This window comes from Flavobacterium flabelliforme (assembly GCF_017948675.1).
GTDB lineage: Bacteria > Bacteroidota > Bacteroidia > Flavobacteriales > Flavobacteriaceae > Flavobacterium > Flavobacterium pygoscelis.
The window spans coordinates 70,797-95,919 of sequence record NZ_JAGFBU010000004.1 but is presented as its reverse complement, the minus strand read 5'-3'; the positions used below and the strand labels follow the sequence as shown (position 1 = coordinate 95,919).

At 33.2% G+C, this 25,123-nt stretch carries 19 protein-coding genes and 3 tRNA genes; 10 read left to right on the top strand and 12 right to left on the bottom strand.

Translation table 11 applies throughout. From position 1 onward, the window contains the following. The first annotated feature begins 2 nt into the window (after positions 1 to 2). The 6 genes from J3S90_RS11010 to J3S90_RS10985 all read left to right on the top strand — a co-directional run bounded on the left by J3S90_RS11010 (position 3) and on the right by J3S90_RS10985 (position 5,594). Positions 3 to 710: a 16S rRNA (uracil(1498)-N(3))-methyltransferase gene (locus J3S90_RS11010; protein ID WP_210646241.1), complete on the top strand. Its 708-nt coding sequence runs from the start codon at positions 3 to 5 to the stop codon at positions 708 to 710. Between the two features lie 12 nt (positions 711 to 722). Continuing rightward, positions 723 to 1,361: a DUF4159 domain-containing protein gene (locus J3S90_RS11005; RefSeq protein WP_210646240.1), complete on the top strand. Its 639-nt coding sequence runs from the start codon at positions 723 to 725 to the stop codon at positions 1,359 to 1,361. 366 nt (positions 1,362 to 1,727) lie between these two features. Further along, positions 1,728 to 2,669 (top strand): zinc metalloprotease, encoded by a 942-nt coding sequence (locus tag J3S90_RS11000; protein ID WP_188050354.1) that lies wholly within the window; start codon positions 1,728 to 1,730, stop codon positions 2,667 to 2,669. An 80-nt stretch (positions 2,670 to 2,749) separates the two neighbouring features. After that, positions 2,750 to 3,841, top strand: coding sequence for an AI-2E family transporter (locus J3S90_RS10995; protein ID WP_188050353.1), 1,092 nt, complete (start codon positions 2,750 to 2,752; stop codon positions 3,839 to 3,841). A gap of 2 nt (positions 3,842 to 3,843) precedes the next feature. After that, positions 3,844 to 5,022 carry a THUMP-like domain-containing protein gene (locus tag J3S90_RS10990; RefSeq protein ID WP_210646418.1) on the top strand — a complete coding sequence of 393 codons (1,179 nt, stop codon included), beginning with the start codon at positions 3,844 to 3,846 and terminating at the stop codon, positions 5,020 to 5,022. 5 nt (positions 5,023 to 5,027) lie between these two features. Further along, positions 5,028 to 5,594 carry a hypothetical protein gene (locus J3S90_RS10985; protein ID WP_210646239.1) on the top strand — a complete coding sequence of 189 codons (567 nt, stop codon included), beginning with the start codon at positions 5,028 to 5,030 and terminating at the stop codon, positions 5,592 to 5,594. A 2-nt stretch (positions 5,595 to 5,596) separates the two neighbouring features. Here J3S90_RS10985 and J3S90_RS10980 read toward each other — a convergent pair whose 3' ends face one another. From J3S90_RS10980 to J3S90_RS10935, 10 genes are all read right to left on the bottom strand, one after another. Beyond that, positions 5,597 to 6,253, bottom strand: coding sequence for a M15 family metallopeptidase (locus J3S90_RS10980; protein ID WP_210646238.1), 657 nt, complete (start codon positions 6,251 to 6,253; stop codon positions 5,597 to 5,599). Between the two features lie 121 nt (positions 6,254 to 6,374). Next, complete coding sequence (locus J3S90_RS10975; RefSeq protein ID WP_188050350.1) at positions 6,375 to 6,773, bottom strand: DUF2452 domain-containing protein; 399 nt, start codon at positions 6,771 to 6,773, stop codon at positions 6,375 to 6,377. Between the two features lie 555 nt (positions 6,774 to 7,328). Beyond that, the gene (locus tag J3S90_RS10970) at positions 7,329 to 10,223 is read right to left on the bottom strand and encodes a type I restriction endonuclease subunit R (protein ID WP_210646237.1); all 2,895 of its coding nucleotides are present in this window, start codon (positions 10,221 to 10,223) and stop codon (positions 7,329 to 7,331) included. Between the two features lie 4 nt (positions 10,224 to 10,227). Then, on the bottom strand, positions 10,228 to 10,416 hold the full coding sequence (locus tag J3S90_RS10965) for a hypothetical protein (RefSeq protein WP_210646433.1): 189 nt from the start codon (positions 10,414 to 10,416) through the stop codon (positions 10,228 to 10,230). Positions 10,417 to 10,566: 150 nt separating this feature from the next. After that, positions 10,567 to 11,007: a transposase gene (locus J3S90_RS10960; RefSeq protein ID WP_210646236.1), complete on the bottom strand. Its 441-nt coding sequence runs from the start codon at positions 11,005 to 11,007 to the stop codon at positions 10,567 to 10,569. Next, a complete protein-coding gene (locus J3S90_RS10955) occupies positions 10,971 to 12,170 on the bottom strand; it encodes a restriction endonuclease subunit S (RefSeq protein ID WP_210646235.1) in 1,200 nt (399 codons plus the stop codon). Before J3S90_RS10955 ends, J3S90_RS10960 begins: the two co-directional genes overlap by 37 nt. 136 nt (positions 12,171 to 12,306) lie before the next feature. Then, a complete protein-coding gene (locus J3S90_RS10950; protein WP_210646234.1) occupies positions 12,307 to 13,920 on the bottom strand; it encodes a type I restriction-modification system subunit M in 1,614 nt (537 codons plus the stop codon). A gap of 326 nt (positions 13,921 to 14,246) precedes the next feature. Further along, positions 14,247 to 14,320 (bottom strand) — tRNA-Arg (locus J3S90_RS10945). A 39-nt stretch (positions 14,321 to 14,359) separates the two neighbouring features. Further along, a tRNA-Pro gene (locus tag J3S90_RS10940) sits at positions 14,360 to 14,434 on the bottom strand. Between the two features lie 20 nt (positions 14,435 to 14,454). Further along, positions 14,455 to 14,538: transfer RNA gene (locus J3S90_RS10935), tRNA-Ser, on the bottom strand. Between the two features lie 230 nt (positions 14,539 to 14,768). Between J3S90_RS10935 and J3S90_RS10930 the strand changes: the two genes are divergently transcribed. Together J3S90_RS10930 and J3S90_RS10925 are read left to right on the top strand one after the other, a co-directional pair. Further along, complete coding sequence (locus J3S90_RS10930; protein WP_210646417.1) at positions 14,769 to 15,947, top strand: acetyl-CoA C-acyltransferase; 1,179 nt, start codon at positions 14,769 to 14,771, stop codon at positions 15,945 to 15,947. 71 nt (positions 15,948 to 16,018) lie between these two features. Next, positions 16,019 to 16,780, top strand: a complete 762-nt coding sequence (locus J3S90_RS10925) for a C40 family peptidase (RefSeq protein WP_210646233.1) — start codon at positions 16,019 to 16,021, stop codon at positions 16,778 to 16,780. Between the two features lie 81 nt (positions 16,781 to 16,861). On the opposite strand, the gene J3S90_RS10920 is transcribed toward J3S90_RS10925, so the two are convergent. Next, complete coding sequence (locus J3S90_RS10920; protein WP_210646232.1) at positions 16,862 to 18,130, bottom strand: tetratricopeptide repeat protein; 1,269 nt, start codon at positions 18,128 to 18,130, stop codon at positions 16,862 to 16,864. 35 nt (positions 18,131 to 18,165) lie between these two features. Continuing rightward, the gene (gene gyrA / locus J3S90_RS10915) at positions 18,166 to 20,808 is read right to left on the bottom strand and encodes a DNA gyrase subunit A (RefSeq protein WP_210646231.1); all 2,643 of its coding nucleotides are present in this window, start codon (positions 20,806 to 20,808) and stop codon (positions 18,166 to 18,168) included. A 256-nt stretch (positions 20,809 to 21,064) separates the two neighbouring features. Here gyrA and J3S90_RS10910 point away from each other — a divergent pair, with 256 nt between their 5' ends. Together J3S90_RS10910 and rimK are read left to right on the top strand one after the other, a co-directional pair. Beyond that, positions 21,065 to 23,611 carry an ATP-dependent Clp protease ATP-binding subunit gene (locus J3S90_RS10910; protein ID WP_188050335.1) on the top strand — a complete coding sequence of 849 codons (2,547 nt, stop codon included), beginning with the start codon at positions 21,065 to 21,067 and terminating at the stop codon, positions 23,609 to 23,611. 139 nt (positions 23,612 to 23,750) lie between these two features. Next, positions 23,751 to 25,121 (top strand): 30S ribosomal protein S6--L-glutamate ligase, encoded by a 1,371-nt coding sequence (gene rimK / locus J3S90_RS10905; protein WP_188050334.1) that lies wholly within the window; start codon positions 23,751 to 23,753, stop codon positions 25,119 to 25,121. The last annotated feature ends 2 nt before the right edge of the window (positions 25,122 to 25,123 follow it).

Genomic DNA, 25,123 nt, shown 5'->3' with positions numbered 1-25,123 from the left:
CTATGCAATTATTTTACAGCCCTACCATAAACGAAACTACAGAAACATTCACTTTTGATAAAGAAGAAAGCAAACACATTATTAAGGTATTGCGAAAAAAAGATACAGATCTATTATATGTAACAAATGGATTAGGTTTTTTGTTTAAGACAGAAATAACTTTAGCTTCGGACAGTAAATGTACCGTTAAAATAATTTCGTTTGAAAAAACACCTCCTTCCAAATTCAGATTGCATCTCGCTGTAGCTCCTACAAAAATGAATGATCGTTACGAATGGTTTTTAGAAAAAGCCACAGAGATCGGAATACATGAAATAACACCGATTATCTGTGATCATTCTGAAAGAAAGGTAATCAATAACGAAAGATTTGATAAAATTTTATTGGCTGCTATGAAGCAATCTAATGAGTTGTATCTACCTAAATTGAATCCAGCCATCACCTTTAAAGAATTTGTTAACAATAGCAATGAAAATGTAAAAATGATCGCACATTGTGAAGATGCTGATAAAAAAACATTTAAATCTGTGTTACAACCCAATCAAAATATTACTCTGTTAATAGGCCCTGAAGGCGATTTTTCAGAAAAAGAAATTGCATTAGCACTCAGCAATGAGTACATCCCTGTGTCATTAGGAAATACTAGATTGAGAACAGAAACTGCAGCTATTGTAGCTTGTCATAGTGTAGTTTTTGTCAACGAAGACTAAACATTTATAACAATGAAAAAAATATTTTATCTTTTAGTATTGCTTACTTTACCATCATTTGCGCAAGAAATTGCTTTGGTCAAATATAGCGGTGGTGGTGATTGGTATGCCAATCCTACTTCATTACCAAACTTGATAAAATATTGTAATGCCACCATTAACACACAAATAAAACTTAAACCTGCAGTAGTAGAACCAAGCAGTCCTGACTTATTTTCGTATCCATTTATACATATGACTGGTCATGGGAATGTTGTTTTTAGTGATTCTGATATTGATAACCTTAAAAAATATTTATTAGCGGGTGGCTTTCTTCATATTGATGATAATTATGGTATGGATCAATACATTAGAAAAGAAATAAAAAAAATATTCCCCAATAACCCTCTTACTGAAATTCCAAGTAGTCACTTGATTTTTCAAAAACCTAATTCTTTTCCAAACGGATTACCTAAAATACATGAACATGACGGCAAGCGTCCACAAGCATTTGGAATCTTTGTAGATAGCAAATTAGTTTTGCTTTACACCTACGAATGTGATTTAGGTGATGGATGGGAAGATGCCGAAGTGAATAATGATCCCAAAGAAATTCGCGATAAAGCACTTAAAATGGGTGCTAATATTATTAGTTATATTTTTAATAACTAATAATAAAGTCAACATTATGTACTCTTTTTGTTCCAAAAGACAGTACCTCCCAAAGAATCAGAATATTATATAATTTCTTTACTATTTTAAAAAAATTATGTTTTATTCCGTTGCTCTCTTTTGATTTTTCATCCAAAATTTCAACAAAAAATAATCCAAAAAAAATCATAGACAAATATTAAATAGCTGTTTTTTAAACAAAAAAAGTAAGTTTAAACCTACTTATAAATAATCTGTAAACTCAACAAAATATAGAAATTGTCTTTTTATTGTCAAAAAAAAGATATATAAATTTTTTATATTGATAATTTTTTATAAAATTGTTTATTAATTAACCAAAACCAATAATTTTTAACAAACCAAATCATGAAGAAAATTTTTTTATCAGCAGCAGCTTTATTGATGCTTTTTTCTTGTCAAAATGAGACAACAGAAACAACAGTAGATACTACTGCAATTTTACAACGCGGTTGTGCTTCACAAGAAGTACTAGAAGCACAAATGAAAGCTGATCCTACTTTAGCTTTAAGAATGAATAAAATTGAAGACTTTACTCAAAATGCAATGTTGAGTGGTCGATTAGTAAATGGAAAAATTGAAATTCCAGTTGTAGTAAATGTATTATACAAAACAGCAGCTGAAAACATTTCTACCGCACAAATACAGTCTCAAATAGATGTATTGAACAGAGATTACAATGCTTTAAACAGTGATTTTAACTCTGTACCTGCTTTATTTTCTGGAGTTAAAGCCAATGTAGGTATTACTTTTGTATTACAAAATATTGTAAGAAAAGCTACTACTACAACATCTTGGACAACAAATGATGCCATGAAAAAAGCAGCTACAGGAATTGCTCCTACTACGCCAACAACAGTTTTAAACATGTGGTCATGTAATTTAGGTGGTGGTATTTTAGGGTATGCACAATTTCCTGGAGGAGCATCATCAACGGATGGTGTTGTAATAGATAATAATGCATTTGGAACTACTGGTTCAGTTAGTGCACCTTTTAACTTAGGAAGAACAGCAACTCACGAAGTAGGTCACTGGATGAACTTACGTCATATTTGGGGTGATGCAAATTGCGGAAGTGATTTAGTTTCAGATACACCAACTCATAACGCACCTAATTATGGAGTTCCTGCTTATCCTCACTACAGTACTTGTTCTGGTACACCAGTTGAGATGACAATGAACTACATGGATTATTCTGATGATAGAGGAATGTATATGTTTAGTAATGGACAAAAAAGTAGAATGGCGGCTCTTTTCGTTGCAGGAGGATCTAGAGCTAGTTTTAGATAATAATTTTTTTAGTTTTATTTGAATTTAAAACTCGCTACTTGTTAGCGAGTTTTTTTATATTTACCAATTAAATTAAAGCTATGATATCATCAAAAATTATTTCAAATGGAATACTAAGAGCAGTTTTAACCTTAATTTTTATTGGGTTAGGATTGTTATTCTTTTATAAAATTCAATCTGTAATAATATATCTTATTGTTTCCCTTATTCTTACTTTGATAGGAAATCCAATTTTAGATTTTTTCAAAAGAAGATTAAAGTTCAATCACTTATTTGCTACAATAGCCGTTTTATTGATCTTTGTATTAATTATTTTTGGATTCATTATGCTGTTTATTCCATTAATATCATCGCAAGGACAAAATTTATCACTACTAAATACTGGTGAAATTGAAAAAAACATCACACAATTATTAAATCAAATTAGTGCATTTTTAGAAAACCACAAAATTGATTCGGCAGCCGTTTTAAAGGAATCTAATATTACTTCTAAACTAAATTTTAATTTCGTTACCGACTTTCTCAACATGCTTCTGGGAACAATAAGCAGTTTCGGAATGGGTTTAGCTTCTGTATTATTTATTACTTTTTTCTTTTTAAAAGATCGAAAAAATTTTCTAATTGGCGCAAAGAAATTAATACCCAATAGCCACGAAGAGCAAATTCTGAATTCTTTAGAAAAAACAAATCATTTATTATCTCGTTATTTTATTGGCTTGTTGCTTCAATTATTTATTGTGTTTATACTCTACTTAATTGTATTGTTTATTTTTGGACTTCCTAATGCCTTGATAATTGCCTTTTTGTGTGCTGTCTTAAACATCATTCCTTATATTGGTCCATTAATCGCCTCTATTTTAGCAGCCGTATTAACCATGTTAAGCAACTTGGGAACAGACTTTCAAACTGAAATTTTACCCACTACACTCTATGTTTTGATTGGTTTTTGGATTGTACAAATAATTGACAACAACGTATCACAACCTATTATTTTTTCTAAAAGTGTTAGTTCGCACCCTTTAGAAATTTTCTTAGTTATCCTTACTGCAGGATTTCTTTTTGGTATTCTAGGAATGATCATTGCCGTTCCTTTGTACACCATTATTAAAGTCATCGGCAAAGAGTTTTTTCCGGAAAACAAGGTTATCAAGTTACTAACTAAAGATATTTAATGTTGGATTTATCGATTTTAGACCAAAAAATACAAGCTTTTATTGATGCCAATATCGGAACAAGCATTTCAAAATTAGCGCTACAAAAAAATCCTTTCCCAGAGATAAATTGGATTATCATCTTAAATCAAATTGAAGCTAAAACAAAAGCAAAGGATAAATTACCCAATTGGTTCGCTACGACAAACATTATTTATCCAAGTAAAATTTCTGTGGAACAAACCTCTTCAGAAAAAACTGCTTCCTATAAAGCATCGATTGTTTCAGGGGAAAGCTTAATTGATTTGTCTGGAGGATTTGGAGTAGATGATTATTATTTTTCAAAAAAAATAAAAAAGATTGCACATTGTGAAATCAATCCTGAGTTATCTGCTATTGTACAACATAACTTTAAGCAATTGCAGGTTTCAAACTGTACTTGCTATGCAGAAGACAGCTCGGAAACCTTAAAAAAATTAAATAGACATTGGGATTGGATTTACATAGATCCTTCGCGAAGAAATGATGCCAAAGGAAAAGTTTTCTTACTTAAAGACTGCTTACCAAATGTTCCTGAAAATTTGCAATTTTATTTCAAAAACTCAAAATCAATTTTAATTAAAACGGCACCACTTCTTGATATTTCTGCTGGACTATCAGAATTAGAAAATGTTGCTGTAATTCATATTGTTGCCGTAGAGAATGAAGTAAAAGAATTATTGTGGGAATTACATTCTTCCTTTTCAGGAAAGCCAAAGATTAAAACTGTTAATTTATTGAAAGATAGTTGCGAAAAATTTGATTTCACATTAAATGAGCCAACTGAATTTTTACCCTTTAGTAATCCAAAAAAATACCTTTACGAACCCAATAGCGCAATAATGAAATCGGGTGGTTTTGAAGAAGTTGGTGCATTTTATAAACTTTATAAACTTCATAAACATTCCCATCTTTATACTTCCGAAGTTTTAATTCCGTTTCCTGGAAGAGTATTTAAAATTCAAAACCAAATTGCTTATCATAAAACGGAAATGAAATCTTTCTTAGAGAACAAGCAAGCCAATATTACGACACGTAATTTTCCTGAAACTGTAGAAAGCATTCGTAAAAAATGGAAAATAAAAGAGGGAGGTTCTCTGTATTGTTTTTTTACAACGGATATGAATAATGAAAAAATAATTCTAATTTGCAGCAAAATTTAAATAAAATGAAACAAATAATAACGACCGCTATATTTCTTTTCAGCCTGAGTATAATGGCTCAAAAACCATGTGAATATAGTGTCAATGTAACTGACTCTATCGGAACTTATAAAGAGACTAAAGAATATATGATTAGTGAAAAAAACTTTGCTGGAAACGCTAGTTATATTTATTATTCTTTAGCCAATACAGACGGAACGCCTTCCTTAAATGTTCAACTCATACAAAAGAGTAAAGGTTTTATAAAAGTGAACTGTTTCGATAAAAATTCTAAACTTTATTTACAATTGAACAATGGAAAAATAGTCACTTTAGTGCACATTGATCAAGAAAATTGCGGAACAACTATTCGCGATGCCAAAGGTTTTGATAATAGAGTCAATTCTGGCGTGTTCCTTTTTTTGAAAGATAATTTTGAAGAATTAAAAAAATCTCCAGTATCCCTGATGCGCATTAAATATCTAACTGAAACAGAAGATTATGTAATGAAAAAAGAATTTAAATCGGAACTAAATAATGAAATCTATTATCCTGAAACCTATTTTATAGAAAATTTAAAGTGTGTAGAATAACATTAATCACAATCCCATTTAAAATTTGACACCTTATCATTCAAACCCAATTTTAAATTGTAATGCCACCATTCAGAATCAAATGAATTAAAACCACTTTCGATTAAAATTGTTTTTAATAGTTTTCTATTATTTTTAATTTGTTTTGATACGTTCTTGTAATTATGACTCGCTTCTTTGCCAAAATGATCAAAGGAAGTTCCCATTTCTAATTCTTTTCCTGTACGATCGACTAAAGTAATGTCAACCGCTCCACCTCTATTGTGGATAGAACCTTTAGAGGGATTGGCTACATATATAGGATTTGAAACAATAGACCACATTTTTTTTTGAATATCTAAAGGACGATAGCAATCAAAAATTTTGATTCTATATCCCTTTTCAATGAATTTTTTATTGGCTTCAAGCAAAGACTCCACTGTTTTTAGTCTTAAATAACATTCCGCGCAATCGTAAACTTTTGCTTTAAGAAAATTATCGGTAGTTGCGTACTTCATATCGAACACAAAATCCTCACTATAATCCTTTAAATTGACAAAGGTAGTGTCGCTAATAAAATTGCTTTTCTCACGAACACTTTCTGAAATAGTTTGGGATTTACAAGAAATTATCCCTAACATAAAACAAAAAATAAATAAAGATGTAGCCGTAGTATTCATGAGGAACTTTTTTTATAAAAATAGAAAAATTTTAACTAAGGAAAGCTATAGTTATAAAATGTTATATAAAAGTAAATTCAAAATAGACTAATCATTTATTAAAATGGGATTGAATATAATTTTAAGATATATGAATCCATTTTTTATCGCTATTCAGTTTAAAAGTTCCTATATGTTCTTTATTCCACTCTTGAGGACCTATTAATGATAGAAAATCAGATCCATCAATACTTTTATATAAATGGTAAATCTCTCCTACCACGGGTTCAAAAGAAAATTTAGAGTTATACACTAATTCGTTCCACTCAAATTCTTGAATTAAACTTTCATACTGAGATTTTAGTTCACTAAACTTAATCTCGAATTCCTTATTTACAGTAGTAATACCTCTACTTTTCCAAGAAACTAAATCATCTACTCTAATCGCGGGAGCACCAACACTTGTCCCGTAGGGCAGTAGGTTTGCATTGTATCCTTCGTTTTCTGAATAAACTATATTATCGGGTTTTTTATTTTCCATTGTCTTATTTAATCTAGCATATTAAATTTAGTGTTGCTTCTCTAATTAAAAGTGATTTATAAAATCCTGAACTTTTAAAATAGCATGCAAATATAAAATTTATTATTTTGTTTAACAATAAAAAAATAACGTTAAACAAAAATAAACTCAACAAAGTTAATTTAGCAGTTAAACCTTTTTGTAAAGCAATTAAATACCGTCATAAAAATTAAGCAATATCAAATTATTTGATTTTAAAACAGCAAATAAGAAACATAAAGATAAAATAGCTTTGCATTACAGGAAAAACACCCCTATAAAATTAATTTATTTTAATGATTATTCCGAAAATAAAAAAGGCAAATCGGTGTAAATAAAATAGTTGTAATTTATAAAAATGGCAAGCAACTCCTGAATAGAAGGAATTGTTTGCCATTTATATTTATGATGTAATTATATTTTTATTCTAACTAAATAATAAATTTTACCAGATAAGGTATTTGAATTTAGTTGACATCAATTTGTAAAGTCCCATAAACTTATTAATCTAACATATATTGTTTTAAATTAATTTCATTAAGCTACCATTCCCCTTTCAAAAATCTGCACGAACTCTTTCATCTTGGCAATAATGCGATCACCAATCACTCTGGCTTGTAAAATGCTTGGTCGGTTATCCAAACACTGAAAAACTTCATCTTTTATGGGTTCTCGACCGCTGTAAATGTAAGCATCAATTAAAGCTTTAAATTGCGCTTTGTCTAAATTTTCGTCTTCGCAGAGTTTTCCTAAGGCTAAGACTTTTTGCTCCTGCCAGAATTTCTCAAATTCCTCCTCAATAGCATCACCGTCTTTAATTTTCGGCATGTTCTCATCAATGAATTTCTGAATCAATTCTCGTTTGCTTCTCAATTTAATGTCTCCGCCTAACAAATCGATAATGGCTTTTCGTTGGGCTTTGGCTTCTGAAGTATTGGCGCCTTTCATCTGTGAAAGTAATTTTAGAATATAAGCCACTCCAATTTTATCACGATGAATCAACTCCAATTCAAAATCAATATCATCCAGGATAGACGTTTTTTGTACGGCACGCTCTTGCGCTACTTTTTCGTACAAGCCCAAATATTTGCTTTTGTAATCTTCAAATTCTTGCTCGTCAATTGGTAAATCGTCCCAATCAAAATTAGTGTAAGATTGCAAGACATTCATAGAACGCAATAACTTTCGAAACGCTTGTACAAACAATGCTTCGGCTTCTTCGTCTTTTAAGTCGTTTACGCTTTCATAAGTGGGCGTAATTTCGCGTAAAGCTTTTAGAGCTTCCTCAAATTTTTCGGCAATTTTTTCATAGTCCGGCATCGTCACCACATCTACGGCATCTTTGTTCGAAAACAAAGTAATAGCATCGTCTGTGGCTTTTTTAAGATTTCTAAAAGCTAAAATATTTCCTTGCGATTTCTGTTCGCCTAATATTCTGTTTGTTCTGGAATAGGCTTGAATTAAACCGTGTTGCTTCAAGTTTTTATCGACATACAACGTGTTTACTTTTTTAGCATCAAAACCTGTAAGCATCATATTTACAACGATTACAATATCCAAGCGATCTTTCTCGTCGTTAAAGTTTTTTCGCTCCCGATCTTTCAAACGCTGACTGATATTCTTGAAATAATCTTGAAATAGTTGCGAATCTTTTGTCGAAAAACTTGTTCCAAAGATTTGGTTGTAATGTCCAATATAGGTTTCTAATTTATCTCTGCTGTGATTTGAGTTATAGCTGCTTTGCGGTTCTGCTGCGAGGTCATATTCCGATTCTTCTGGAAGGTAATCTTGAGCATCCTTAGAATCTTCGTTGGCACCATACGTAAAAATAGTCGCTATTCGTAAATCATGTGCTCCTGCTTCTTTTTTCTGTTGAAAAAAATCATAATATTTTACAGCATTATCGATACTGCTTACCGTTAATAGTGCCGAATATTGTTTATTGAATGTTTTCTGATCGTGATAGGCAATAATATAATCGACAATTTTCTCAATGCGATTGGGAGAATCCATTACTTCTTGTTTGTCAATGTCTTCTACTTCGATATCAATAAAAGTAGAGAAACGATGCATCTTGTCTCTACTTTTGTTTTTGTATTTCCCTATATATTCTATTCCGAAACGCAATACGTTTTGATCGTGAATTGCATCGGTAATTACATATTTATGCAGGCAATTGCCAAATAAATCTTTGGTGGTGCGTTTTCCTTTTTCGTTTTTTGAAGCGTTTTCAGCAAAAATAGGCGTTCCTGTAAAACCAATTAACTGACTTTTCTCGAAAAACTTAGTAATGCGTTCGTGGGTTTCCCCAAATTGAGAACGATGGCATTCATCAAAAATGAAAACAATCTTCTTATGTCGTAGCGGTTCTATACTATTTTTAAATCGGTCTGAAACGGCATTATTTAACTTTTGAATCGTAGTTAAAACCAGTTTCGTATTATCCGTAAGTTGTCGTACTAAGGATTGTGTATTATCGGTTACATCAACACTGTCTTTCTTGAAAGCGTTGAATTCATTCATGGTTTGATAATCCAAATCTTTTCTATCGACTACGAAAACTACTTTGTGAACGTCGGGCAAATCCATTAAAATTTGACTGGCTTTGAACGAAGTCAAGGTTTTTCCGGAACCTGTAGTATGCCAAATGTAAGCGTTGTCTTGAGAATTATTGACTTGTTTGATAATCGCTTCGGTAGCAAAATATTGATACGGACGCAAAACCATCATTATTTTGTGGGTTTCGTTGATGACGATATAATGCGCCACCATTTTACCTAAATGATTGGGATTTAAGAAAGCCTTTGCAAAAGGAATTAATTCTTTAATATTTTTATTCGTTTCATCAGCCCAAAAGAAGGTTTGCTTGACCGATTGTAATTCGTTATTGGCCAAATACTTCGTTTCTATACCATTGCTAATCACAAAAAGTTGTACGTATTGAAACAAACTATGCGTACTCCAAAACGAATGTTTTTGATACCTATTAATTTGGTTAAAGGCTTCTTTTATCTCAATTCCAGAACGTTTGAGTTCTATTTGTACCAAAGGCAAACCGTTGACCAAAAGCGTTACATCAAAACGGTTTTTGTAACTTCCTTCTAAACTGATTTGGTTGGTGACTTGATATACATTAGAATTCCAATCTTCGGTATTAAAAAAACGAACATAAAACGAAGTCCCATCTTCTTTAGTCAATTGAAAACGATCGCGCAGCGTTTTGGCTTTTTCAAACACATTGCCTTTTGCCAGATGATTTAAAACAGCATCAAATTCCTTAGCAGTAAAACTGGTTTTATTAAACAATTCCAGTTGCTTTTTGAGATTAGCAACCAAGGCATCTCCATCTTGAATTTTTACAGCTGCGTAGCCTAAACCAATTAATTGCTGGATTAGGTTGTTTTCTAATTGTGCTTCCGATTGATGTGCCATAGTTTTATTTATAAAATTTGTCTGCTGCCCATTTTGCAGGATTCTGTTCTATATAATTTTGTATTCTTTCAAATTCAAATGAATTTCGAATAATATGATCGTGAAAACGGGGTTGCCAACCAAAATTGGTATTTCCATTTGTTCTGCTGTAGGTGGTAACGGCCGATTTGAATCCGCGAATAATGGATGCCAAATTTTTTGATTGTGGTCCAAATTTATTTGTTTTATTGGTATCGCTAGAGACGCGATGCATCGCGTCTGTACGACGCGATTCAATTCGCGATTCAATTCGCGATTCAATTCCCGATTCAATTCCCGATTCAATTCCCGTTGCAATTTCCTGTTAAGAATTAAATTCATTTTTCCCAATAATCAATATTCCGTGAAAATGATTGGGCATTACCACAAAATTGCCTAATTCTAAATTCATATCTGGTCGTAATTCAATTGTTTTCAGCCATTCTTGTTCTACCTTTTTTCCAATATCAGATAATACCATTTCATTTTGTAGAGATGCATTGCAATGCGTCTCTACAATGCATTGCGTTTGTACAATTTTGCCAAAAAAATGTTCCCTATTTTGGGTGCAGATGGTTACGAAATAGGCACCCATTGCACCATAATCCCAATTTTGCAATCGGGTGGATGGAATGCGGTATTTGTTTTGGTATTTGTTCATGATATTTTGTTGGTTTTGGTTTTGTTGGGTGCCACCGACACGTATTGTGCGACCAAACGCATTGCATTTTACACAAACAATTGTTGCAACAATCCTTTTTTCCAAACCTGCATTTTTTCTATTTGTCCCTGACAATGGTTGATTTTTTCATCAATTGCAGATAAAAAATTGGCGATTTTGGTTTGTTCTTTTAATATGGGAATAGATAATTGTAAAATAGATAATTGCTTAGCATATAAATGAACTACTGAAATGCCCTGCGCAAGATTTGCAATATCTTGTTTTTTATAATAATTTAAATAATATGATAAATAAACACCATTACTATCTGTCTTGATAATATTTAAATCTCCACCTAATGCTACACCATCTTTCAAAACACATGAAGCTGTTGCGATATCTAATTGTGTCTCACCTGAAGCTGGGATAATTATATCATTATATTTACTAAAAACTAATTTTTTTGCAGGCAAATTAGTTTTGGAAATTATATTATTTATTGTTTCTTTATAATGAGTGTACAATTGCCCATACCTAATACATTCGTAAATACCATCATCACTTATATCTGATTTTGATATGTTTTTACCTTTTGAAAACTTAGCTATTTCCCCCAACTTTTTCTCTTCCCAATCCGGAAAATCATTACCATTATCATCCTTAAATCGTAGTTGTTGCGAGAAAATTTGTTGCATTACGCCTTTTTTGTATTGCTCTAAAAGGGTTTTCTTTTGTTTTAAGGCGGTTAATTTTTTATCGACTTCGGTTAGGAATGTTGCGATTTTGGTTTGTTCAATAATATCAGGAAAAGTTATCCTGTAAGGTTCAATATGCTTATTGTTAATTTGTGGTATTGTTGATGTATCAGCAATTTTATATAATTCTTCTTTAATTATTTTATAAAAAAGAAACTCATGATTTATTTTATCTTTTATAGGAGTAATTGCCATCATATTACTATCCATCAAAATTTCACAGTCATTTATTCTAACTTTATTATTAAGAATTGCAGCTCCTCTTTTAGGGAAGATTACTGAATTTTTTTCAACTAAATTTTTGCTTTCATTGCAATAAAACCTACTTAAATTTTGATATTTAATACAATTATTTAGTTCTTCAACTTTTATAAATGGATAATTTCCTTCTTTTAATAAATTAAAAGATGACGGACTATTTCCACTTTTTATCTTAATTAAATTACCAAGCATATTCTCTTCCCATTCCCCTTCAAACCCAGGAAAACGCAATTGTGGTAGTGATTTTTCCATAGTTAGCAGGGTTTTGCGTTAAGGATAGCAGTGGAAATCCTTTTTGTGGGCCTTCTTTTGCCCACAAAAAGATTGAAACGGATAGCCTGACCCGATAGGGAAACGCCCAAATTGTTATTTTGATTGTTTTTCATCCTTAAAATGGGGTTTTGATGTTCAATTCGGCACAAAAAGAGGCTATTGATTGATCGTTTTCTTCAATTTGTAAATCCAGTGCTTTTATTTCATTGGCAATGGCGTTAATATCAATGCTGTCTTCGGCTTCGAAGGTATCTACATAGCGCGGGATGTTTAGGTTGTAATCGTTTTCGGCAATTGATGTAGAGACGCGATGCGATGTGGAGACGCGATGCATCGCGTCTGTACCCGATTTAATTGGGGCAATGGCGGAATATTTATCTTCTTCGGTGCGGTTTTTATAGGTATTTATAATTTTGTCAATGTGCTCGTCTAGCAATACATTTTGGGTTTTTACTTTATCAAAATGCTGGCTGGCATCTATAAATAAAACATCATTTGTATGCGTTCTATTTTTCTTGAATACCATGATGCAAGTCGGAATCGAGGTTCCGTAAAAAATATTTGCGGGCAAACCAATTACGGCATCGAGATAATTTTTGTCTTCAATCAAGTATTTCCGAATGTGACCTTCGGCGCCACCACGAAACAAAACGCCGTGCGGTAACACAATTGCCATGGTTCCGTTATCGTCTAATTGATGAATCATGTGTTGTACAAAAGCAAAATCGGCTTTGCTACTCGGCGCCAATTTTCCGAAAGCAGAAAATCGGTCATCGGTCATGAACATTGGGTTAGCACTCCAATTTGCCGAAAACGGCGGATTGGCTACAATGGCTTCAAAACGCTGGTCGATATGTTGCGGACGCTCTAAAGTATCTTCGTTCTTGATGTCAAAACGTTTGTAATGTACGTCGTGCATAATCATGTTCATCCGACAAAGGTTGTAGGTGGTAGGATTCATTTCTTGTCCGTAAAAAGCGCTTACATCTTTCACTTCTTTGGCCACACGCAATAATAAAGAGCCCGAACCGCAAGTAGGATCGTAAACGCTTTTTAGTTTGTCTTTTCCAACCGTTACCAATTGTGCGAGAACACTACTTACTTGTTGCGGTGTGTAAAATTCTCCTGCTTTTTTTCCTGCTCCACTGGCAAATTGCCCAATGAGATATTCGTAAGCATCGCCGAGGACATCGCTATCCACATTTTCGAGATCAAAATCAATTTCGTCTAAATGCGTGAGCACTTTTACAATTAATTCGTTTTTATCACTTTCTGATTTCCCGAGTTTGTGAGAGGTTAAATCTAAGTCAGAAAATAAGTTTCCGAAATCTTCTTCGCTTTCTGATCCCATCGTACTTTGCTCGATGTGCGTGAGTACTTTGGCGAGATCACCTAAAATGAAATTGTTTTTTCCGCCGGCGTTTCCTCTTTTTGCCAATTCAGAAAATAACTCTGAGGGTTCTAAGAAAAAGCCCAGTTTGTCAATGGCCAATTGTTTTACTTCTTGCATCAACAATGCTTCGTCAGCATGCCCGATGATGTCACCAAAAGTTAATCCGTCGGGTTGCAGTATTTGGTTGGCATACAGATCCATTTTAGTACTTAAGTACTTGTAGAAAATGAAACCTAATATGTAATCTCTAAAATCGTCTGCATCCATTTTACCACGAAGGGTGTTTGCAATGTTCCAGAGTTGTTGTTCTAATTTTTGTTTTTGTTCGGCTGCCATTTATGGTATTTATTCAATTTTATTTTAGAGTTCTAAGGTATCGTATTTTGAGTCTCCTTTTAGTCAGTTTATGAAATAAATAATTGTTTCACAATCAAAATAATATTGGAAATTCAATTTGCTAATATATTGAAAAAACAAGGTTAATACTTACGAAAAACCGCAAAGTAGTAACATTTTTTATAGTTTTTAAAACTGGAAGAATAAGTAGTGATCGTTGTTTGCAATTTGAATGCACTTTTGTGCAAAATTTGCATTTTTGATCGTGTTAGAAAGTAAAAAAAACAGCAAAAAAAAACCGATACTTATAAAAGTATCGGTTTTTGTGAAGGCAGAAGGATTCGAACCTTCGACCGCCTGCTTAGAAGGCAGGTGCTCTATCCAGCTGAGCTATGCCTCCATTTATCTTTTAAAACTTAAATGGAAAAAGTTTAATTTGTCGGGGTGGCAGGATTCGAACCTGCGGCCTCCTGCTCCCAAAGCAGGCGCGATAACCGAGCTACGCTACACCCCGAAAAAACAAAATCATAACAGCGGAGAGACAGGGACTCGAACCCTGGCACCGATCACTCGATGACAGTTTAGCAAACTGCTCCATTACCACTCTGGCACCTCTCCAAGCTCAAAGAAACGTGTCTTGTTTTGCGGTTGCAAACTTATGACTTCTTTATGTTACTCACAAGTATTTCGAGGCTTTTTTTTAATATTTTTTGACATTTTCACAAAAGCACTTCACAATCAAACATATAGAATAAAAATAATTTTTACAAAATATAATGTGAGCCTCAAAAATATGAAATTGTATAAAAAAGATTAAATTTGCTACATAAACCAACATTATGAAAGTCATGAACAAAAGAGTTGTTATCGTTTCTGCCGTTAGAACACCTATCGGAAGTTTTATGGGGGGATTATCTACAGTTACTGCTCCTAAATTAGGTGCTGCAGCTATAAAAGGCGCACTAGACAAAATCAAACTAGATCCAAATTTAGTTGATGAAGTATTTATGGGTAACGTCGTTCAAGCTGGAACCGGACAGGCTCCCGCTCGTCAAGCCGCTATATATGCAGGATTAAATGAATCTGTGGCCTGCACCACAATAAATAAAGTTTGTGCTTCAGGAATGAAAGCAGTAATGCTAGGCGCTCAAGCCATACAATGTGGCGATGCAGAAATTGTAGTTGCCGGAGGAATGGAAAACATGAGTTTGATTCCACATTATATGAACTTGCGATCAGGAACAAAGTTTGGTCCTGCAACAATGGTTGACGGAATGCAGAAAGATGGACTAACAGATGCTTACGACAACAGCGCAATGGGAGTTTGTGCTGACTTGTGCGCAACTGAATACAACTTTACCCGTGAAGATCAAGATAACTTCGCAATTCAATCGTATGAGCGTAGTGCAAAAGCTTGGGAAGCTGGAAAATTTGACAATGAAATTGTACCGGTTGCTGTTCCACAAAGAAAAGGAGACCCAATCATGGTTTCTAAAGACGAAGAGTTTACTAATGTTAAATTAGACAAAATTCCTTCTTTAAACCCAGTTTTTACTAAAGACGGTACTGTTACAGCAGCAAATGCATCTACAATAAATGATGGTGCAGCAGCTGTAATCTTAATGAGTGAAGAAAAAGCACTAGCTTTAGGTCTTAAACCATTAGCCTATATCAAAGGATATGCAGACGCAGCACAAGAGCCAAAATGGTTTACCACTAGTCCAGCTAAAGCATTACCAAAGGCATTAGACAAAGCAGGTATTTCTATAGATGCTGTTGATTATTTTGAGTTTAATGAAGCCTTTGCAGTTGTTGGGTTAGCAAATACTAAAATTCTAGGTTTATCAAATGACAAAGTAAACGTAAACGGTGGAGCTGTATCTTTAGGTCACCCGCTAGGTTGCTCTGGAGTTAGAATTATCGTTACTTTATTAAATGTTTTAGAACAAAACAATGCCAAAGTTGGTGCTGCAGCCATTTGTAATGGTGGTGGTGGTGCTTCAGCTATTGTAATTGAAAGAATCTAAATAAATATAACTGATGGGTTAGGATACAATCAGGTCCTAACCCATCATATTTAACTCCTAATTAAGCATAAATGTTTGGAATTTGTAATCTAGCAATGATCCCACTTCGGTTAGAACCTAGTGATAGAAGCGAAATTGTCTCTCAAGTTTTATTTGGAGAACATTTTGAAATTGTAGAACAACAGAACCAATGGACTCGTGTTAGACTACAATATGACGCTTACGAAGGCTGGATCGATTTTAAACAAATGCAATTGATTTCAGAAGATAGTTATAAAAAACTTTCGAACGAAAAAATCATATTGAATGGTGACTTGATCGAATACATCACTACTCCATCCAATTTATTAATTCCAATTCCTTTAGGTTCTTCTTTGTCTTTTTTAAATTACGATGAGATTAATACCTCTAATTTTGATTTTGAAGGAGTGCGAACTAGCGGAATAAAAGACAAATCACTTTTAATAGATACTGCTTTTCTGTATTTAAACGCCCCTTATCTTTGGGGAGGAAAAACACCCTTTGGGATAGACTGTTCGGGCTTTACGCAAATGGTTTACAAATTAAATGGTTATAAATTATTGCGTGATGCATCACAACAATCTACACAAGGAGAACCACTAAGCTTTATTGAAGAAAGTGAAGCAGGAGATTTAGCTTTCTTTGATAATGAGGAGGGAAACATTATTCATGTAGGAATCATCATGGAAGACAACTACATCATCCATGCAAGCGGAAAAATCAGAATTGATCGTTTGGATCATTTAGGAATTTTTAATGCAGAGACTAACAAACACACTCACAAATTAAGAGTGATCAAAAAAATTATTTAATATTTAGTAATTAAATATTTAAAAAAAAAAAAACGGTTTGAAATATTTCAAACCGTTTTTTTTTATAACAATAAATAAAGATTACATTTTAGCTTTTAATGCTTTTGACTCAGCAGTCATTTCTAAAGCACTATAAACATTCAATAATGTTTTTGCAACGTCTTTATTAGCTGGATCTAATTCGTATGCTTTTTTAAGAGAAGGAATCACACTTTTAAAAATGTTATCTCTTTTTGTTTTTAACTCATCATAGCGCTTCATATCTTTTGTAGAAGTACCTAACTTGTTCATTTCATCAATAATAACTTTTTCACCTTCCAGTTTCAAAGCAGCAAGATTGATATAAGCATTGATGTAATCAGGTTTAATTTCGATAGCTTTTAAATAATATTTTTCGGCATCTACTTTATTTCCTGCATTTCCGCTAATAACACCTAAGTTAAATGTTAAATCTGCATCATTAGGATTTTTAGCCAATACCTCACCTATTAATTTTTTGTAAGTTTCAAAATCTTTTGTTTCTAAATACAAATTAGCTTCTGTCAAAACTAATGAAGTATCATCAGGATTGGCAAGTCTTGCTTCAGAAATTGCTTTTTTAGCTTCGGCAGTTTTACCATTTTCAACTAAAATTAAAGCCATGTTTTTATAGATCTCTCCTCTTTTAGAAGCAATAACTTCTGTTCTAGGCTTTTCGTGAGTCCCTAATTTTACTGCTAAATCTCTTTCTTTTTCATTATTAAAAAAATCTTCAGCATTTGTTAATTTGCTTATTGCATAAAAACCTTTTCCTTTACCTGAATAATTTAATTTTTTTAATGTTTGATACAGATCTAATGCCTTATCATATTCTTTTGCATTAACATAAGTAGAAGCAGCATAATATAAATTAATAGTATCTTTTTTGTCTAACAAATAAGCATCATATAATTTCTTTGCGCTTTCTGAATGTTTATCTACTTTAGAATCTGCAATAGCAGCATTAATTAATCGAAACTTAATGTCTGTAATTGAAGATGCTGCTTGAGCAGAAAACTTTGCTTTACCAGATTCATTCTCTACTTCGATTAAATCATTGTATGCAGCAGCTGCAATACTTAAATTTTTATCTGTATCGATTTTTTTATTAGCTAATTCTAAAAAAGTATTCCCTTTTACAAAGAAATATTGTGCTTTTTCAGTATCAACTGCATTGGTGATTAAGTACTCAACATCTTTTAATATGGTAGCAGCTTCTTGAACTTCTCCTTTTTTCAATGCTTTTTCAGCCGCTTTTATTTGATCTTTTTGAGCAAAAGTAGCTACTGATATCAATAACGCTGATGCTAATACTACATATTTACTTTTCATAACATTCTTTTATTTAATAATTATTCTTAATTTAACTATGCTTCATCGTCAGAATCCTCTTCTTCAGAATCGTCTTCCAATTCTTCTTCGTTTTCAGAATCATCGTCTTCTTCTTCAGAAACTTCTTCTTCAAGCACTTCCATTACTGGTTTTACTCTTTCGATAGCTTCTGTTTCAATTACATTTCCATCTTCATCAACTACAACTTCAGCCACATCATCTTTCATCACTTTTGTAACTGCCGCGATTGAATCTTTACCTTTCAAGTTAATCAACTTAACACCTTGAGTTGCACGACCCATCACACGTAAATCCTCAATTGCCATTCTAATGGTTAGACCCGATTTATTAATAATCATTAAATCATCAGCATCTGTAACCGCATTAATAGAGATCAGCTTACCCGTTTTCTCGGTAATATTTAAGGTTTTAACCCCTTTACCTCCACGGTTTGTAATTCGGTAAACATCTTCCCCATCTTCAACCAATTTAGTACGTTTTCCGTATCCGTTCTCGGTTACCACTAAAATTTGAGAATCATTGATGTTTTCTTTATCTACAGTAACCATACCAATTACTTCATCGGTATCATCTTTTAATGTAATTCCACGAACTCCAGAAGCAGTTCTACCCATTGGGCGCGTTTTAGTTTCTTCAAAACGAACTAATTTACCTGATTTTACCGCTAGTATAATTTGGCTTTCACCATTGGTTAATTTAGCTTCAAGCAACTCATCTCCTTCTTTAATCGTAATAGCTGCAACACCATTAACTCTAGGTTTAGAATATTTCTCTAAAGAAGTTTTCTTAACCTGTCCTTTTTTGGTCACCATAATAAGGTTATGACTATTGATATAATCTTTGTCTTTTAAATCTTGTGTACAAATAAAAGCTTTTACTTTATCGTCACTTTCTATATTAACCAAGTTTTGAATCGCTCTTCCTTTAGCTGTTTTACTTCCCTCTGGAATTTCATAAACACGCATCCAGAAACATTTTCCTTTCTGAGTAAAGAACATCATGTATTGATGATTGGTCGCTACAAACATATGCTCTAAGAAATCTTGATCTCTTGTACCCGCACTTTTTTGTCCTACTCCACCTCTATTTTGAGTTTTGTATTCTGTTAGGTTAGTACGTTTGATATACCCTGCGTGAGAAATAGTAATTACTACATTTTCATCGGCAATTAAATCTTCGATACTTACATCTCCACCAGAATACTCAATTTTAGAACGGCGTTCGTCTCCGTATTTTTCACGAATTTCTTCCAACTCTTCTTTAATCAAAGCAGTTCTAAGATTAACATCTTCTAATAAAGCTTTTAAGTGCGCTATTAATTTCATTAACTCTTCATACTCTGCTCTTAACTTGTCTTGTTCCAGACCTGTTAATTGACGCAAACGCATTTCTACAATAGCACGCGCTTGAATATCTGATAATTTAAATCTTTCGATTAATTTTTCACGAGCTTCTTCGGTATTTTTCGAACCTCTAATCAAAGCGATTACTTCATCAATATTATCAGAAGCAATAATTAAACCTTCTAAAATATGCGCTCTTTCTTCGGCTTTACGCAATTCAAAACGCGTTCTTCTTACCACTACATCATGGCGGTGTTCTACAAAATAGTGAATCATTTCTTTTAGATTCAACATTTGCGGACGCCCTTTTACCAATGCAATATTATTAACACTAAATGAAGACTGTAGCTGAGTGTATTTATAAAGCGTATTTAAAACTACGTTTGGAGTTGCATCGCGTTTTAAGATGTAAACGATACGCATACCATTTCTATCCGATTCATCACGAATATTGGCAATTCCGTCAATTTTTTTATCATTAACCAAATCAGCAGTACGTTTGATCATGTCTGCTTTATTAACTTGGTAAGGAATCTCGGTAACAATAATACATTCTCTACCATCTACTTCTTCAAAACCAACTTTAGCACGCATTACAACACGTCCTCTACCAGTTTTAAAAGCTTCGCGAACACCTTCATAACCGTATATAACTCCTCCTGTAGGAAAATCAGGAGCTTTAATATGGTGCATCAATTCATCAATTTCGATATCATTGTTGTCCATAAATGCCAAAGTACCATTGATCACTTCTGTTAAGTTGTGTGGAGGCATATTGGTGGCCATACCTACAGCAATACCTGTTGCTCCATTAATTAATAACGTAGGAACACGCGTTGGCATTACTTTTGGCTCATATAAAGTATCATCAAAGTTCAATTGAAAGTCGACTGTTTCTTTTTCGATGTCAGCCATAATTTCTTCCGAAATTTTACGCATTCTTGCTTCTGTATAACGCATTGCTGCTGGACTATCTCCATCTACAGAACCAAAGTTACCTTGACCATCTACTAATAAATAACGCAAACTCCACTCCTGAGCCATACGAACCATGGCATCATAAACTGAAGTGTCACCATGTGGGTGATACTTACCTAAAACTTCACCGACAATTCTGGCGGATTTTTTATGGGCTTTATTTGAAAACACTCCTAAATCATACATTCCATAAAGAACTCTTCGATGTACTGGCTTCAAACCATCTCTAACATCTGGAAGTGCTCTTGATACGATTACTGACATCGAGTAATCGATGTAAGCTGATTTCATTTCATCTTCTATGTTAATAGGAATTAACTTTTCTCCTTCAGACATAAGTTGTTATATTAAAAAATTATATTAGTTTCAAAACGTGCCAATATACACCTTTTTGAAATTTTTTAGCTACTTTTAGACTACTTATTTCAATGATTTATTAACAACACCCACAATCATTTTAGTTAATAATTTAAGGGAAATTTAACGTTGAAATTATTATATTTTTTGTCTATTAGCTGACACGAGCAGTTATGGGAATAGTTTTTGTTTTCCAAACACTAATTCACTAAATTTACGATAGCAAATATATATTATGGATGATAATTTTTCACCAAGAGTAAAAGACGTTATTACCTACAGCAAAGAGGAAGCACTACGATTAGGTCATGACTTTATAGGCACCGAACATTTAATGCTAGGTATTCTAAGAGACGGAAATGGAAAAGCAATTCAAATATTAAACAATCTACATGTTGACTTGGAACACCTGCGCAGAAAAGTAGAAATTCTGAGCCCTGCCAGTTTAACTTTAGAGATTAATATTGAGAAAAAGAACTTGCACCTAACCCGTCAAGCAGAACGAGCATTAAAAACTACTTTCCTAGAAGCCAAAGTTTTTCAAAGCTCTTCTATTAGTACAGCACATTTATTATTGTGCATTTTAAGAAACGAAAACGATCCAACAACCAAGCTATTGAATAAACTAAAAATTGATTATGATATAGCTAAAGAACAGTATATAAATATGACTCCAAACGAAGAAGATTTTTTAGAAAATTTACCCCGAAACGAATCTTATAATGACGATTCAGGACAAGATGACAGTCTAAAAGAAGGCACTTTTAACAACCCAGCCAATAAATCAAACAAAAAATCCAAAACTCCAGTTTTAGATAATTTTGGGAGAGATTTAACAGAAATGGCTGAGGAAGGAAAGCTAGATCCTGTAGTAGGAAGAGAAAAAGAAATTGAACGTGTTTCTCAAATTTTGAGTCGTCGTAAAAAGAACAACCCGTTACTAATAGGAGAACCAGGAGTTGGAAAATCAGCTATTGCTGAAGGTTTAGCATTAAGGATCATCCAGAAAAAAGTATCTCGTACCTTGTTCAACAAACGCGTCGTTACATTAGATCTTGCTAGTCTTGTTGCCGGAACCAAATACCGAGGACAGTTTGAAGAACGTATGAAAGCGGTAATGAATGAACTAGAAAAAAATGATGATATTATTCTTTTTATAGATGAAATTCATACGATTGTTGGTGCTGGTGGCGCAACAGGTTCTTTGGACGCCTCCAATATGTTTAAACCTGCATTAGCACGTGGAGAAATTCAGTGTATTGGTGCTACAACATTAGATGAATACCGTCAATATATTGAAAAAGACGGTGCATTAGAAAGACGTTTTCAAAAGATAATTGTAGAACCAACATCAGTTGAAGAAACAATTACAATTTTGAATAACATTAAAAATAAATATGAAGATCATCACAATGTTACTTATACGCAAGAAGCGATTGAGGCTTGTGTAAAATTGACAGATAGATATATGTCAGAGCGCTTCTTGCCAGACAAGGCGATTGATGCTTTGGACGAAGCAGGATCAAGAGTTCACATCACTAATATTGAAGTTCCAAAACAAATTTTAGATTTGGAACGTCAATTAGAAGACGTACGTGAATTGAAAAATGTGGTTGTCAAAAAACAAAAATATGAAGAAGCGGCTAAGCTTCGTGACGATGAAAAACGCATCGAAAAAGATTTAGCCGTTGCTCAGGAACAATGGGAAGAAGACGCTAAAAATAACCGAATTGAAGTAACGGAGGATAATGTTGCCGATGTAGTCTCAATGATGAGCGGTATTCCTGTGAATCGAATTGCACAAACAGAAAGTAATAAACTAGCAAAATTACCAGAACTTATTGAAGGAAAAGTTATTGGTCAAAAAGAAGCAGTAATGAAAATTGCTCGTTCTATTCAGCGTAATCGTGCTGGTTTAAAAGATCCTAACAAACCTATTGGTTCCTTTATTTTCTTGGGACAAACGGGTGTTGGTAAAACACAATTAGCAAAAGTATTAGCTAAAGAATTGTTCGACTCTGAAGATGCCTTGATTCGTATTGACATGAGTGAATACATGGAGAAATTTGCCATCTCTAGATTGGTTGGAGCGCCTCCGGGATATGTAGGTTATGAAGAAGGTGGACAATTGACAGAGAAAGTTCGTAGAAAACCTTATTGTGTAGTATTATTAGATGAGATCGAAAAAGCACATCCAGATGTTTTTAATATGCTTTTACAAGTATTAGATGATGGTTATTTGACCGACAGTTTAGGTCGCAAAATTGATTTTAAAAATACTATAATTATCATGACTTCAAATGTTGGAGCCAGACAATTAAAAGATTTTGGACAAGGTGTTGGTTTTGGAACTGCTGCTAAAGTGGCTCAGGCTGATGATAATTCGAAAAGCATTATTGAAAATGCATTGAAGAAAACTTTTGCTCCAGAATTCTTAAATAGAATTGATGATGTAATTGTATTTAATGCTTTAGAAAAACATGATATTGATTTGATTATCGAAATCGAATTGAAAAAATTGTATGCTCGTGTGGCTGAATTAGGATATCAATTAAATCTTTCTGATAAAGCAAAAGCTTTTATCGCTGATAAAGGTTTTGATAGACAATTTGGTGCTAGACCGTTAAAAAGAGCGATTCAGAAATACGTTGAAGATGCACTTGCTGAAGAAATAATTACTTCAAAAATTGCCTCTGGAGACGAAATATTTATGGATATTGAAGAAGGAGCTCAAGAACTAACCGTGCAAGTTCACAAAGCAGGCGAAGCAACTAATCTTTAATTTTAGATACTAATAAATACTATAAACCCGTTACGTTTTAATAACCTAACGGGTTTATTCTTTATGTTAAATAGTCTTTATTTTAGAAAACAAATTTTTACATTTGATTTCAATATAACGAGACCTTTAAAAATACTTTATGTCAGATAACAAAGTCATTCTTGGGAGTGAAGAGTGGTGCTCTTTTCCAGAATTAGGAATTCCTACTATAAAAGCGCGAGTAGATTCAGGGGCAAAAACTTCTGCTTTACATGCAATAAACATTGCTCCTTTCATCAAAAACGAAAGCAATTGGGTAAAATTTGATATTAACCCGATTCAAAATAATTTAAAAACAGTTATTCACTGTGAAGCGCCACTTATCGATAAAAGAATAGTAAAAAGTAGTAGTGGTTTTAGAGAGCAGCGTTATGTAATTCAAACCAACCTTCAAATCGGTACTTCTACATGGCCAATTGAAATGACCTTAACCAACCGAGATTCAATGGGATTTCGAATGCTTTTGGGACGTGAAGCTATGAGTGGTAGAGTTTTAGTAGATCCTGAACAAAAATACCTTTTGGGACAACCCACTTCTGACACTTTAAAAGAACTTTATAAGAATTCTGAAAAAGCAAGTTCTGGATTACGAATTGGCTTATTGGCTAGTAATCCCGAATTATATAGCAACAAACGCATTATGGAAGCGGGTGAAATGCGAGGTCACGAAATGCACTTCCTGAACATTAAGGAATGCTATATGAAACTGGATGCAAAAACACCAGAAATTCATTATCGTGGTGGAAAAATACTGAATCAATTTGATGCTATCATCCCTAGAATTCGCCCAAGTATTACCTTTTATGGCTGCGCGTTAACAAGACAATTTGAAGCACTAAAAGTATATTGCTTAAACTCTTCGCATGCGATTACACAATCCCGTGATAAACTTTATTCGTTACAATTATTACTGAATCATGGTGTTGAAATTCCAACTACTGGATTTGCAAATTCACCATTAGATACTGATGATTTAATAAAAATGGTAGGCGGACCTCCATTGATTGTTAAATTATTGGAAGGAACGCAAGGAAAAGGAGTGGTTTTAGCGGAAACAAAAAAAGCAGCAGAAAGTGTTATCAATGCTTTTAAAAGCTTAAATGCCAATATATTAGTTCAGGAATTTATAAAAGAAGCTAACGGAAAAGATATCCGTTGTTTTGTAATAGATGGTAAAGTTGTTGCAGCAATACAGCGAGAAGCGATGCCAGGAGAATTTAGAGCCAACATCCATTTGGGCGGAACGGCTTCTATTATCAAAGTTACTCCAGAAGAAAAACGCATCGCCATAAAAGCAACAAAAGCAATGGATCTGAAAGTAGCGGGTGTAGATATCATTCGTTCTTCAAAAGGGCCATTATTACTGGAAGTAAATTCTTCGCCAGGTTTAGAAGGAATCGAAGGAGCTACCAATAAAGATATAGCTGGTGAAATGATAAAAGCAATCGAGAAAAATTTCAAAAATCGATAACA

Bases quoted from the DNA above. Each gene is read 5' to 3' on its own strand.
- J3S90_RS11010 (WP_210646241.1), top strand. From the start codon at position 3: ATGCAATTATTTTACAGCCCTACCATAAACGAAACTACAGAAACATTC.
- J3S90_RS11005 (WP_210646240.1), top strand. From the start codon at position 723: ATGAAAAAAATATTTTATCTTTTAGTATTGCTTACTTTACCATCATTT.
- J3S90_RS11000 (WP_188050354.1), top strand. From the start codon at position 1,728: ATGAAGAAAATTTTTTTATCAGCAGCAGCTTTATTGATGCTTTTTTCT.
- J3S90_RS10995 (WP_188050353.1), top strand. From the start codon at position 2,750: ATGATATCATCAAAAATTATTTCAAATGGAATACTAAGAGCAGTTTTA.
- J3S90_RS10985 (WP_210646239.1), top strand. From the start codon at position 5,028: ATGAAACAAATAATAACGACCGCTATATTTCTTTTCAGCCTGAGTATA.
- J3S90_RS10980 (WP_210646238.1), bottom strand. From the start codon at position 6,253: ATGAATACTACGGCTACATCTTTATTTATTTTTTGTTTTATGTTAGGG.
- J3S90_RS10975 (WP_188050350.1), bottom strand. From the start codon at position 6,773: ATGGAAAATAAAAAACCCGATAATATAGTTTATTCAGAAAACGAAGGA.
- J3S90_RS10970 (WP_210646237.1), bottom strand. From the start codon at position 10,223: ATGGCACATCAATCGGAAGCACAATTAGAAAACAACCTAATCCAGCAA.
- J3S90_RS10955 (WP_210646235.1), bottom strand. From the start codon at position 12,170: ATGGAAAAATCACTACCACAATTGCGTTTTCCTGGGTTTGAAGGGGAA.
- J3S90_RS10950 (WP_210646234.1), bottom strand. From the start codon at position 13,920: ATGGCAGCCGAACAAAAACAAAAATTAGAACAACAACTCTGGAACATT.
- J3S90_RS10930 (WP_210646417.1), top strand. From the start codon at position 14,769: ATGAACAAAAGAGTTGTTATCGTTTCTGCCGTTAGAACACCTATCGGA.
- J3S90_RS10925 (WP_210646233.1), top strand. From the start codon at position 16,019: ATGTTTGGAATTTGTAATCTAGCAATGATCCCACTTCGGTTAGAACCT.
- J3S90_RS10920 (WP_210646232.1), bottom strand. From the start codon at position 18,130: ATGAAAAGTAAATATGTAGTATTAGCATCAGCGTTATTGATATCAGTA.
- gyrA (WP_210646231.1), bottom strand. From the start codon at position 20,808: ATGTCTGAAGGAGAAAAGTTAATTCCTATTAACATAGAAGATGAAATG.
- J3S90_RS10910 (WP_188050335.1), top strand. From the start codon at position 21,065: ATGGATGATAATTTTTCACCAAGAGTAAAAGACGTTATTACCTACAGC.
- rimK (WP_188050334.1), top strand. From the start codon at position 23,751: ATGTCAGATAACAAAGTCATTCTTGGGAGTGAAGAGTGGTGCTCTTTT.